The sequence below is a fragment of the Pseudodesulfovibrio portus genome (assembly GCF_026000375.1).
GTDB classification, from domain to species: domain Bacteria; phylum Desulfobacterota; class Desulfovibrionia; order Desulfovibrionales; family Desulfovibrionaceae; genus Pseudodesulfovibrio; species Pseudodesulfovibrio portus.
Genome location: NZ_AP026708.1, coordinates 2,206,997 through 2,219,595 on the forward strand (window position 1 = coordinate 2,206,997; position 12,599 = coordinate 2,219,595).

At 62.3% G+C, this 12,599-nt stretch carries 9 protein-coding genes; 3 read left to right on the plus strand and 6 right to left on the minus strand.

Annotated elements, in window-relative coordinates:
• Window positions 1–851 precede the first annotated feature (851 nt).
• The 3 genes from acs to OO730_RS10705 all read right to left on the minus strand — a co-directional run bounded on the left by acs (window position 852) and on the right by OO730_RS10705 (window position 5,732).
• Entirely contained in the window at window positions 852–2,771 is a 1,920-nt protein-coding gene (acs, locus tag OO730_RS10695; protein WP_264981456.1) for an acetate--CoA ligase, read from the minus strand.
• A 115-nt stretch (window positions 2,772–2,886) separates the two neighbouring features.
• Window positions 2,887–3,759 (minus strand): LytR/AlgR family response regulator transcription factor, encoded by an 873-nt coding sequence (locus tag OO730_RS10700; RefSeq protein WP_264981457.1) that lies wholly within the window; start codon window positions 3,757–3,759, stop codon window positions 2,887–2,889.
• Window positions 3,760–4,310: 551 nt separating this feature from the next.
• On the minus strand, window positions 4,311–5,732 hold the full coding sequence (locus tag OO730_RS10705; protein ID WP_264981458.1) for a sigma-54-dependent transcriptional regulator: 1,422 nt from the start codon (window positions 5,730–5,732) through the stop codon (window positions 4,311–4,313).
• A gap of 164 nt (window positions 5,733–5,896) precedes the next feature.
• Here OO730_RS10705 and OO730_RS10710 point away from each other — a divergent pair, with 164 nt between their 5' ends.
• The 3 genes from OO730_RS10710 to OO730_RS10720 all read left to right on the plus strand — a co-directional run bounded on the left by OO730_RS10710 (window position 5,897) and on the right by OO730_RS10720 (window position 10,257).
• Window positions 5,897–7,990, plus strand: a complete 2,094-nt coding sequence (locus OO730_RS10710; RefSeq protein WP_264981459.1) for a glycosyltransferase — start codon at window positions 5,897–5,899, stop codon at window positions 7,988–7,990.
• The gene (locus OO730_RS10715; RefSeq protein ID WP_264981460.1) at window positions 7,971–9,539 is read left to right on the plus strand and encodes a glycosyltransferase family 2 protein; all 1,569 of its coding nucleotides are present in this window, start codon (window positions 7,971–7,973) and stop codon (window positions 9,537–9,539) included. The genes OO730_RS10710 and OO730_RS10715 overlap by 20 nt, the downstream gene beginning before the upstream one ends.
• A 445-nt stretch (window positions 9,540–9,984) precedes the next feature.
• The gene (locus OO730_RS10720) at window positions 9,985–10,257 is read left to right on the plus strand and encodes a DUF4911 domain-containing protein (protein ID WP_264981461.1); all 273 of its coding nucleotides are present in this window, start codon (window positions 9,985–9,987) and stop codon (window positions 10,255–10,257) included.
• 49 nt (window positions 10,258–10,306) lie between these two features.
• Here OO730_RS10720 and OO730_RS10725 read toward each other — a convergent pair whose 3' ends face one another.
• The 3 genes from OO730_RS10725 to OO730_RS10735 form a co-directional block, all read right to left on the minus strand.
• Window positions 10,307–10,789, minus strand: coding sequence for a hypothetical protein (locus tag OO730_RS10725; protein ID WP_264981462.1), 483 nt, complete (start codon window positions 10,787–10,789; stop codon window positions 10,307–10,309).
• Between the two features lie 681 nt (window positions 10,790–11,470).
• Window positions 11,471–11,986 (minus strand): hypothetical protein, encoded by a 516-nt coding sequence (locus OO730_RS10730; RefSeq protein WP_264981463.1) that lies wholly within the window; start codon window positions 11,984–11,986, stop codon window positions 11,471–11,473.
• Window positions 11,955–12,590, minus strand: coding sequence for a DUF2778 domain-containing protein (locus OO730_RS10735; protein ID WP_264981464.1), 636 nt, complete (start codon window positions 12,588–12,590; stop codon window positions 11,955–11,957). Before OO730_RS10735 ends, OO730_RS10730 begins: the two co-directional genes overlap by 32 nt.
• Window positions 12,591–12,599: the final 9 nt, after the last annotated feature.

Consider the following 12,599-nt stretch of genomic DNA (forward strand, 5'->3'; position numbering starts at 1 on the left):
CTCGGCGGTCGCAACTTTTTAGGCTCTTCCGCGCTCCGCGTTATGCAGAGCTCGTTCTCCCCACGCTGCCTTTCGCCTTTTCGGCGACTTACTTTTGGACCAAAGCGGCCAAAAGTAAGCAAAAGCCGCTTTTTTGCGCTGTGCTCCCGATAGCGGGCCTAAGAGCCTGTAGGCGACTCCACCGCCCCGATAAAAAGCCTGCATGCGCAGGCGCAATCGGGCAACGCTGCGTCGCCTTCGACAGGCTCTAAGCCCCGCTATCGATTGTCGGGCTTCGTATGAACGTGCAGGCCCAACTTGGTAAGTCGGGATTTAAAGGCCCTCCAGTCACCCAAAAATATAAGTACGACCGACTTCAAAGTTGGAGCGTCTTGGTGAGCAAAGCGAACCAACAGCGGCTTTGGCAACCGAGCACCGGATGGAGTTGAAACTCCACCTGTTCGAAGCAGCATTTTCCGCCCACTACAGACCGCTCATTCTGGAAAACATCAGCCCTTGGTCGGCGGTTAGAAGCCGACCGCGAGGGGCGGCGGCTCCTGTACGAATACCGGCACGGCTCACCAGGGAGTATGATTTTGGATAATGGCAGCGCATCTCGTCCCCCCAAGGGACAGGAGCCGCCCTGAGCGGATCGGATTCTTGCCGCCGAACTTGGGGGCGGCCAAGTTCGAAAAGCGCCCTTTTTCCCCTATTTTTGGGGCGCCAGCCAAAAATAGGGCCGCCGGGCGGCGGAACACGATGAAGGAATGACGAATGAAGTGCAACGCGAATGCGCGCAAGCTGTGCGAATACCCCAACTCCCCGGCGTTGGCGCAGCCGGCGCCCTCCAGGGGCCCGTTGCCGGAGGCGACCTAATCCTCGTCCTGCAACCCTGTCAGGTCGCCGATCTCGTGGCCCAACTCCTCGGCCTTGAGCACGCGGCGCATGATCTTGCCGGAGCGGGTCTTGGGCAGCTTGTTGCGGAACTCGATGGACTTGATGACCGCCACCGGGCCGAGTTCGTTTCGGATGGTCTTTTTGAGGGCCTTGATCAGGTCGTCCTCGGGGGAGAAGCCGTCATTGAGCAGCACGAAGGCCTTGGCGGCCTCGCCCTTGATCTTGTCGGGCACGCCGATGACCGCGCACTCGTTGACCGCTTCGTGCATGCCGAAGGCGGCTTCCAGCTCGGCGGAACCGATGCGGTGCCCGGCGATGTTGATGACGTCGTCGGCGCGGCCCTGAATCCAGATGTAGCCGTCCTCGTCCTTGCGGGCCACGTCTCCGGCGAAGTAGATGCCGGGGAAGCGGTCCCAGTATTCCTTGTACCGGTCATCGTCGTTCCACAGCCCGGTCATCATTGACGGCCAGGGCTTGGTGATGACCAGCAGCCCGCCCTTGCCGGGCGGCACGGGCTTGCCGTCCTTGTCCACCACGTCGGCCACCACGCCGGGCAGCGGCTTGGTCACGGACCCGGGTTTGAGCAGGGAGATGGGCAGGGGCGCGATCATGAACATGCCGGTCTCGGTCTGCCACCAGGTGTCGAGCACCGGGCATTCGGAGCGGCCGATGTTCTTGTACAGCCAGGTCCAGGCCTCGGGGGAGATGGGTTCGCCCACGGACCCGAGCAGGCGCAGGGACGAGAGGTCGTGCTGCTTGGGGTACTGGGAGCCGAAGCGCATGAGCATGCGGATCATGGTCGGCGCGGTGTAGAAAATCGTCACCCCGTACTTGGCCACGATGGCCCAGAGGCGGTCGGCCTGGGGGTAGTTGGGGTGTCCCTCGTACATGACCGAGGTGGTGCCGGCCATGAGCGGCCCGTACACGCCGGCCGAGTGGCCCGTCACCCAGCCGGGATCTGCGGTGCACCAGAAGATGTCCGTGGGCTTGATGTCGAAGACCGTGGTCAGGGTGCGGTTGACGCCCACCATGTAGCCCGCGTGGGAGTGGACGATGCCCTTGGGCTTGCCCGTGGTGCCGGAGGTGTACATGAGGAACAGCGGGTCGTTGGCTTCCATGACCTCGGTGGGGGCCTCGTTGCGCTCCTGGCGGACGAGGTCCTCGTACATGAAGTCCCGGCCGTCCATCATGTCCACGCCGATGTTGCAGCGCCGGACCACGACCATGGACTCAACGCAGTCGGCGCAGGCCCCGACCAGGGCGGCGTCGGCGGTCTCCTTGAGGTTGATGATCTGACCGTTGCGGTAGAAGCCGTCGGCGGTGATCAGCAGCTTGGCCTGGGCGTCGTTGATGCGCTGCCTGAGCGCCTTGGCCGAGAACCCGGCGAAGACCACGGAATGGATGGCCCCGATCTTGGCCGAGGCGAGCATGGCGATGACGGTCTCGGGCAGTTGGGGCATGTAGATGACCACCCGGTCCCCCTTGCGCACGCCGAGAGAGCGCAGGGCGTTGGCGAACCGGTTCACCTCGCGGTAGAGTTCGAAATAGGTGTATTTGCGCTGGTCGCCGGGCTCGCCTTCCCAGATGAGCGCCAGCTTGTTCTTGTTGGCGGTCTCGATGTGCCGGTCCAGGGCGTTGTAGACCACGTTGCAGCGCGCGCCCGGGAACCAGTGGTAAAAGGGCGCGTCCTTGTCGTCCAGGACCTGGTCCCACTTCTTGAACCAGTCCAGCTCGTCGGCGGCCTCCTCCCAGTATCCGGCGGGGTCCATGGCCGCAAACTTGCGCGCCCCTTCCAGTTCCTGGGGATTGACGTTGGCCTCGATAACCAATTGCGGGAGCGGGCGGAAAACCCGTTCCTCTTGCAGCAGATTGTCCAAAGCGCCTGACTGATCCATATTTCCTCCTCGCATGCAAGGCCGGTCTAACCGGTTGTGCGAGTCTCATTGATAACAACTCCCCGCGCCAGCACCCGCCTTATTCGGTCAGCGGTCCATGCAACGGGGTAAACGGTTACAAGCCGATGATCTTCTTCAGCTCCGCGATGCGCCGACGGCTGATGGGCAGCTCTATGCGGGTCCGGCCCGCGGTGCGCAACATGAAGTTGGAGCCGGGCATGGAGGCGATTTCCGTCACCATGTCCAGGTTCACGAGGTATTTGCGGTGCACGCGGAAGAAGCGGTGCGGCCCCAGCCGGTCCTCCAGGTTCTTGAGCCTGTGCGAGGAGAGAAATTTCTGGTTGGCCGTGTGCACGTAGGAATAGTCCTCGAAGGCCTCCACGAAGATGATCTGGTCGTAGGGGATGAGGATGGTGCGCCCGTCCTGGGTGACGGCCAGCTTGTCGATTTCGGGCCTGCGGCTGGCGGACTGGTCCCAGGCGGATTTGAGGGCGGCCAGGAAGGAGTCCTGCTCTTCTTCGGGCAGGGGCAGCTTCACGGTCTGCTCGGTGTCCTCGGCGGGCGGCTCGTCGTGCCCGTCGGGCATGGACACGGGCATGGCCACCTCGCGGAAGCGCGTCTTGAACGTCTGGAGCCGGTCCATGGTCCGGGCCAGCCGTCCGGTGGCGGGCGGCCAGAGCAGGTAGTCCGTGGCCCCCAGTTCAAAGGCGGCATAGGCCTGGTTCTCTGAGTCGGAGATGAAGACCAGGGCGGGCTTGTTCTTGCGGCCCGCCAGCATCTGCGCCATCTCGATGCCGCTGGCGTCGCCGGGCAGGTCCACGGCCACGAAGAACACGCCGTAAGGGATGGCCTCAAGCAACTCCATGGCCTCGAAAGCGGTCACTGCCTCACCCAGCACCTGGATGAAATGGACCTCCTCCAGGACGTCGCGCAGGGCGGTCCTGATCTCGGGGTCGGGGTGGATGAGCAGTGCTTTGAGCTTGGGCATACGCGGAGGCCGATCACCTTTTAGGGTTTTCCAATTCTTGATTATCCCTACCTAAATTGGATGAACGTGGCAAGACGCCGACCGGTGGACGGACAAATTGGGCAGGTGGGCGGCGGGGATGCCTCCGGCGGCCCTCCGGGGGGCGGGCTCCGCCCCGCACCCGCCAGGGAGCAAGGCCCCCTGGACCCCCATCGTCGCCTTCGGCGAGGGGTGCGCTGGGGCGGGAGAGTTGGTGAGGGGTGGGGGTGGGTGACGGAATGTCCCGAAATCTTCGCGCCATGTTGTCGGCGGCGCGCCGCCGACAACATGGCGCGAATCTTCCGGGACGGTGCCCACGCCACAAGGGCCGTCATTCGGCTTTCCTAAATAATGATGGTGGCGTGTTGGGACGATGCGAGGAAAAGAGGGCGGGCTGGCGCGAACAGCATCCGCGCGGATGCGCATATAAAAAGTTTAGGAAGGGAGAGGGGATGGGGGTCCGGGGGAAGGGGAGAGGGGAACCCTTTCCAAAGGGTTCCCCTCTCCCCTTCCCCCGGCCGCCGGAGGCAAAATTAAACGTCCAGGCCCTGTTTTTTGTATTCGTTGAGTTTGTTGCGCAGGGTTCGGACGGAGATGCCGAGCAGTTCGGCGGCGCGGGTGCGGTTGCCGGTGGTTTCTTCCAGGCTCTTGAGGATGAGCCGTTTTTCCATCTCGTGGATGGGCATGACCGACAGGGCTTCGTCCGGGGTGGACGGCGGCGCGGCCTGTCCGGCTGCCTGCTGGTCCGCGTCGATGGCGGAGAGGTCGTCGGGCGTCCACTGCTCGTCGCCCATGAGGAAATGCCGGGTCTGGATGGGGCCCTGGCCCGCCAGGAGCACGGCCCGTTCCATGAGGTTCTGCAGCTCGCGCACGTTGCCGGGCCAGTCGTATCCGGCGAGCCATTTCTTGGCGTCGTCGGTGAAGGCGAGCTGGCCCAGCCCGTAGGCGGCCGTGAACTTGTTGACGAAATATTCGGCCAGCGTGATCACGTCGTCGCCCCGGTCCTTGAGGGCGGGCAGGGCCAGCGGGATGACGTTGAGGCGGTAGAACAGGTCCTGGCGGAACTTGCCTTCCCTGACCGTCGCCTCGATGTTGCGGTTGGTGGTGGCCAGCACGCGCACGTCGATGTTCACGGTCTCCACGCCGCCCACCCGGTCGAATTCGGACTCCTGGAGCACGCGCAGCAGCTTGGCCTGGAGGCCGAGGTCCATCTCCGTGATTTCGTCCAGCAGGATGGTGCCGCCGTCGGCCAATTCGAACTTGCCGAGCTTGCGGTTGATGGCCCCTGTGAACGCGCCCTTTTCGTGGCCGAAGAGTTCGGATTCCAGCAGGTGTTCGGGCAGGGCCGCGCAGTTGATGGCAATGAAGGGCTTGTCCGCGCGGTCGGAGTTGTGGTGCAGGTAGCGGGCGAACATCTCCTTGCCGGTTCCGGACTCGCCGGAGATGAGCACCGTGGCCTTGCTTCCGGCCACCTGCTTGGCCAGGGCGAGCACGCGCAGCACGGCCTCGTGGCGGCCGATGATCTGGAATCGGCCGGGCTGTTGGGGCGCGGCGGGTTTCAGTGCGACGGGAGCCGGTTCGTCCTCGGGTTCGTCCTCGGGTTCGTCCTCGGGCAGGATGACCTTGATCTTGTCCCAGACCAGCGGCTCGATCCAGTAGTCGCGTGCCCCCATCTGCAGAAATTCGGTGGCCTGCTCGGCGCTGCCCGCAGCCGTGAAGATGATCACGGGCGGGAAGCCCTCGGTTTCGGCGGCCTGCCTGAGGAACGCCTTGGCGTCGAATCCCTGCAGCTTGGGTCGGCAGAACACCAGGCAGGGATTGGACTTCTTGATGAACCCCAGGGCCCCGTTCAGGTTGTCTGCCAGCCCGGCCTGGAGCCCGGCCGCCTGAAGCGTGGGGAAGATCGAGGTTACGGATTGGGGTTCCGCAATGAAAAGAAGCGTTTTGGCCGACATGATCACTTCTATTATCCATAAGTTGACTTGTTTACAAGTGGCACGGTTTCATGTTGCGTGCGGGGTTCGAAAAAACCGCTGCTGGGGAGCCGCCTTCCTTTCTTGCCCTGCCTATCCCCATCTGGTAATTCCAGGGAGCTTCACAGCAATCGAGAAACCGCAATATGAGCATATCCATTCCTGTCCTTTGTTATCACAACGTCTCGGACGTTGACGGCCACACGCCCGCCATGTTCTGCGAGCATCTGGACGCCATGGTCGACGCCGGATACCGGACCATCACCGGTGGCGAACTGTTGAAAGTGGTTCGCGGCGACATGAAGCCGCCGAAAAAATCCGTTGTCCTGACCTTTGACGACGGCCACATCTCCAACTGGCTGCACGCCGTGCCCGAGCTGGAGAAGCGGGGCATGACCGGCACTTTCTTCACCCTGGCCGACTATACGGTCCCCGGCGCGGTGCGGACGGCGGACACGGCCCCGCCCCTGCTGCGCATGCAGGACTCCCTGCGGGCGGCCTTTACGGGCGACCTGTCCCAGTTCCTCAACGAGGACGAGATCCGGGCCATGCTCTCCAGGGGCATGGAGGTCTTTTCCCACGGTCGGGCCCATCAGGGTGCGTTCATCAGCCTGAAGAGTCCGCGGGCCATCCGCGACGCCCACTGGGCGTCATGGGCCATCTATCCCCCCGGCATCCCGGACTGGCCGCACTACCGAGTGGGCAGCGCCTATGTCTACGACGGGTACTGGCCCATGCACGGGCCGGGAGAATTCCCGCGCATGGTCAAGCGCTCCGAGGCGGACCGGCGGGAATTCTGCCGCCGGGACTTCCGCCGCTCCATGGAGCGCATCCGCGAGCTGAACGGGCTGGACGAGCAGCTCTTCTGCTGGCCGTGGGGTCAGTTCGACGCGGTGTCCGAGGCGGAGCTGAAAAAGGCCGGGTTCGCCGGGGCGTTCACCCTGGAGCGGCAGGCCAACAGGCCGGGAACCGATCCGTTCCGCATCAACCGCGTCGGCGTGGGCGGCGGAAAGGACGGCAAATGGATGCAGTCCCGTTTGCGCATGTACTCCAACACCCTGACGGCCGGCCTGTTCGTCAAGCGGTTCCGCAAGCGGGCCGAGGTGGGGAGCGTGCTCTATGCCACGGACTCGGACAAGGTGTCCGGGGGCAGCCGCCAGATGGTCAACAACATCAAGGCCATGATCGCCTCGGGGCTGAAGGTCTACGCCCTGATCAAGCCGGACACGCCCATCAACGGGGCGCTCGAGGGGCTGGACGTGGAGGTCGTCCACTTCGACCGCTTCCGCAAGTACCGCGAGGCCGGGAAATTTCTCAAGCGGCTGGTGGAGGAAAAGGGGATCGACGTGGTCCACACCTTCCACAACCGGGCCTACAAGGCGGGCGTGCTGGCCCGGCTCATGGGCGCCAAGTGCAAGTTGTTCATCAACCGGGGCGTCATCTCCAGGCCCAACACCGTGTTTTTTCTCTGGACGCGCATGGCCGACGGGGTCATCGCCAACTCGGCCCAGTGCGCCGAGGTCCTGCGGGGCCATCATGTGAAGGAATCCCTGCTCAACGTGGTCTACAACGCCTACGTGGGGCCCGACCACGGCGACCCCAGGCCGCGCAAGAAGCGGGGGTGCCGGTTCATCTACGTGGGCAACTCGGTCCACATCAAGGGGTTCGACGTCTTTCTGCGCGCGGCCAACCTGCTCTGCGAGGAGGGCGCGCGCGACATGGAGTTCGTGTCCGTGGGCGTGGACGAGGACAAGTTGCACAAGTTCGACGACCTGCTGGCCGGGCCGGTGCGGGAGCGGCTGCGCAACACCGGCACCATTCCCCATGAGCAGGTGCTCGACGAGCTGCGCTTTGCGGACGTATACGTCATGACCTCGCGCATGGAGTCCCTGCCCAACACCCTCCTGGAAGGGTTCGACCTGGGGTTGCCCGCCGTCTGCACCTCGGTGGGAGGCGTGCCAGAGGTGGTCCGCGACGGGATCAACGGCTTTTTGTGCGCGTCCGACGACGCGGAATGTGTGGCCGCAAGGATGCGCGAGCTTGCCGAGGACCCCATCCGGCGGCACGCCATGGGCGTCAACGGGCGCAACGTCGTCCGCAGGCTGCTTACCCCGGAGGTCAAGGGATTCAACCTCATGCGCGTGTACATGGGCGAGCGGCTGTTCGAGCCGCTGGCCGTGGAGGACGTGGCCGCACCCCCCGAATCCGTGGAGACGGACCATGACCATTCCGAGCACTGATTCTCCGGCCCGGCAATGGCTGTCCCTGCCCGAAGAACTGCGCGCCAAGCTGCGCCTGGGCTTCACGGGCAAGGGCCATCTGCTCGATATGGCGGGCTGGTGCCTGCGCTCGGGCGACCTTGAGCTTTTCCCGGTGGCGGCCCACGCCCTGGAAACGGCGATCCGCGAAAATCCGCTGGACGGGGCCATGGCCTGCGAACTCCTGGCCCTGGAACAGGCTCGCGGACTGCTGGAACCTGCCGTCACGCAGCATCTTCAACTTCTGGCCGACCGCTGGCACCCCCCGTCCGACCTCGACGAATACCGTCGGCTCCAGGCGGAGCGGGATTTCAAGTCCCTCAAAACGTTCACCCGGGCCGGTGCAGCCGACCAGCCCGGAAACCTGTTCTGGATCGAACAGGGTGTGGTTGCCGGGTGCATGGAAGGCGACCATGAATTTGTTGTCGAATTGATTGAATCCGGCTCAGAATCGGGTGCCGAAGTCGTGATCGAAAGAGCCTTGAAGCGGGTGAGCGACCTGTTTGCGCCTGAAAAATGGGTGGATGCCGAGGCCCTTCGTGATCAGGCCATGCGCCGCCCCTGGGACGCGGGAACAATCCTGCGGGCGTTCGACGCGCTCAACGGCGTGGCCGATCGGCGCGAGCCCGTGCCCGGTTCCGTGGCCGTGTGCCTCTATTCCTGGAACAAGGCGGACGAGCTGGCCGAGACCCTGATCTCCCTGGCCGATTCCGATCTGGCCGGGGCGTCGCTGTTCGTGCTGGACAACGGGTCCACGGACGGCACCGCCGGAGTCCTGCGGGAGTGGGTTTCCCGGTTCGAGTCCCTGCTGGGCGCGGGCCGGTTCACCGTCATTTCGTTGCCCGTGAATATCGGCGCGGCAGCGGCCCGCAACTGGCTGCTGCACCGGGAGGACGTGCAGGCGCACGAGTTCGTCTGCTACCTCGACGACGACGTGGAGCTGCCCGCCGACTGGCTGGCCCGGCTCGGCGCGGCAGTGGCGGAGTACCCGGAGGCGGGCGTCTGGGGATGCAAGGTGGTGGACCACTTCAACCCGTTGCTCATCCAGGGCGCGGACAGCCACCTCCTGGCCGACCCGGCCGCGACAATGGATCTGACCAGGGCCGCGCCCCATCCGTTCAGGCTGTCCGACCTGCATATCCGCACGCTGGACGGCGGCGGGTTCGATTTCATGCGCCCCTGCGCCTCTGTCATGGGCTGCTGCCATCTCTTCCGCTCTCGGACGCTGGTCGAGTCCGGCGACTTCGCCATCCAGCTTTCCCCGTCCCAGTACGACGACATGGAGCACGACCTGCGTTTGTGCGAGGCCGGGACGTTCCCGGTCTACCAGGGGCATCTCGCGGTGCGCCACAAGAAGCGCACCGGCGCGGCCTCCCGCACCAGCATGCAGGAGCAGGGCAACGCCCTGGGCAACAAGTACAAGATGCAGACCATGCACGACCCCGCCGCCATCAACGGGGCAGCCGAGGCAGGTCGGCGGCTCCTGGACGAGGATATCCTGCGCAAGCTCGCCTGGCTCGAAAGGGCGTGACGGCTCTCCTTTTGGGGGGGGGAGTGCTCGCCGCAGGGCGTCTCCGACGGGCAGGGCGCTGCCCTGCACCCGCTCAAGGCCGGGGGCCTTGAGAATCCCGTGTCGCCTTGCGGCGAGAGGCGCGCGTGGTCGGGAGAGTTGATGAGGGGTGGGGGGTGACGGAATGTCCCGAAATTTTCGCGCCATGTTGTCGGCGGCGCGCCGCCGACAACATGGCGCGAATCTTCCGGGACGGTGCCCACGCCACAAGGGCCGCTCTTCGTTGTCGGGAATTTGAGATGGTGGCGTGTTGGAACGGTGTGTGGGGGAGAGGCCCGACCGTTCTCAATCAGGACCCGCGCGGATGCGCCTATAATAGTTTTGGAAAAGGAGGGGATGGGGGTCTGGGGGAAGGGGCCTTCCCCCGGAACTTGCCATTCCCCCGGCCAGCCGATAGACAGAGCCCATGAAATCCTCGTCACGCAGACGGCCCCGGAAACGGGTCTGCCCACCCGCTCCCGAGTGGTCCGCGCGCACCTATGTGCGCATCGCCCCGGCCGACATCGGGCTCTTCCGGTTCCTGCTGGAGGGGCACGACAACCTCGGCATCTTCACGGTGGTGGACAAGTTCAAGGGCATCCTGCTCATGCGCTACAGCCCGCACCTTGGGCGGGAGATGAAGGCGTTCATCAGGCAGGCGGCCACGGAGATGGAGCTGGAGGTCCTGCCGCGGATGTAGGGAGAACGGAAACAAGAACGGCCCACACCGGACGGTGCGGGCGTTCTTTTTATTGTTTGTCGAGCAGGATGCGCCTGCACGGGTCGCTGTTGAAAACCTCCATGAGGGCAACAGGGGGAGGCATGATATCTTGTCCGTCCAGTTCCACCAAGGCCAAGTGGCCAAACTGGATAGCCACATCCTTGTCTGCGACTCGGGAAAACACAAAGACATGACCATCCACCTCAACATGTACCAGCATATTCGGAATCTGTTCTGCACCCAAATATTCAACAACAATCTTCTTTGGGGCGTCTTTTGGAACGACAGGAATGACGCTGGACTCGGCTGTCATGGAGTACGAGGTACACATGGCACTCTTCCCATAGCGACAACGCAGATATTTGATGCAATCTTCCGAGCTTGAATCGAAGCCCAGTTCTTCGCAGACAGCAAGTTCAAACTCCAACTCGATTCCACCGCCAACTCCATTCAAGTAGTAATGGTCTTTCAATGACCGAGAACCATGGATGGTAGAGAAAAACAAATCCACATCTTCTCGAACTGCATCCATTTTATATGGCGGCGGGACTATGGGGGGGGATCAGCAATGCATCTCTGCACGGGTCGCTGTTAAAGACTTCCATAAGGTTGGCTGAGGAAAGGTCGATTTTTTTGTGATTGACCTTAATCGGTATCAGCTTTCCGAAAGGCACCTAATATGTCGGCTTGGTCACACGATAAAAGGTGAACAGATCTTCGCCGATCTTTGCATGGACGAACACGTAAGGGAGTTCGGTCTTTTCCCATTTTCCTTCTTCGATCGTGATTTCAGCCAACTTGGCATTTGGCACGATTGTCGACAGAGCGGCCAGGTAGTATGATCGTGTGTTCAGAGGATCTTTTTCCCTGCACCGGGAGTAGGCCACACACTGGTCGGAGGTTGTGTCATGTCCAAGAGATTCACAAACCGATTCCATAAGCAACTGGTCGGAATTATCCTAAAATCCACATAAAGTCTTATATTCCGACATGCTCTGCTTTCCATGAACTGCCGTAACAAAAAAAGCGACGTCCGCCCGGATGGCTTCAAGGTCGGATGCGAAAAGCGGTGTACTGATTCCGAAGAATAGAATCATCGGGATCAATGCACCCAACCATCGGTTACTTGACCAGAATCTTTTCCCTTTCGCATAGGTTAGCGTTGACCAATGGTATCCGCGCAATGTGCGGGTCAGTCCTTCATCCTGAAACGCCTGCCGTTGACCTCAACGAAGCCGTTCTCCACCGCCTCGATTCTCAAGTCGCCCCCGTCACTCCCGCTCAGCAGTTTCGTTGCCGCCCTTTTCCTGAGGTCGAGTTCATAAAAGCCGTTGAATCCGTATACCCCCTCGGTTGTGACATACAAATAGTCGCCGGAAGGGGACCAGAGAAGATTGATGGCGTCATACACCCATTCGCCCTCTTGCCAAAATCTGTTGCCGTTACTCCACTCCGAGCTGGGTTCCACAGGTCCTACTCCGGGTTGGGTGTATATGATCCCCAACTGCGTTCCCAGTGCATCGTCGCAGAAAACAAACACCGCAAACTTGCCCCCGTCTGGTTGATGCAGGCCATGCCTGCAATGCACCGGTGACACGTCGACGATCTCCGCCGCTTCGGCGGGGGTGTAGATAAGCAAAAATGTGACAGCCACAAGAATTGCGGCTGTCCAAATCCTATTTAACAAGTATTTTTTGTCCTTCGACATTTTTGAAATGCCCCTTGGCTTCGGAGGTGTCTCGGGCGGACAGCCCTATGCACCCGAGTGTACCTGATTTATTGCCATCGGGGTGAATGCCGAAGCCTCCACGCCCATTTGCGTCGAAAGTAGGCGCAATCTTCACCCACCAGCAATTCCCGTGTTTATCACAGTACCCTTGGGTTTCTTGTATATTTTCAAGGGTAATCGCGTTCGTGATGATATTGTATACTCCCGGAGGCAGAGCGCCTTTGCCGAATCCGCCCGACACCGCCGCGAAGCACGGCCCGCCCTTGATACACAGATGTGTACCATCAAACATCCAGTCTGTCTCCGGATCTTTGATGTCGTGTTTCTTATATACGCACTTGCAGTTGGGGTGCGGGCGTTTCGGCTCCTCCGGGTAGGTTTCCTTGGCCATGTCCAGGCATCGCTCGCAGGCTCCGGGCTTGGGGTGAGCGGTCCAGTAAAATTCGCCCTCCACCTTTCCCTGGGCCTTTTGCCCGGCCATGTACTGGTCCAGGTTCTCCCCGGTGGCCGTGGCGGACATGTGTTTGGGAAGGCCGTGGACAAGCTGGTCTTCGCCGGTGCGTTTTGATTCGTTCTGCGCCATTTCATCGCT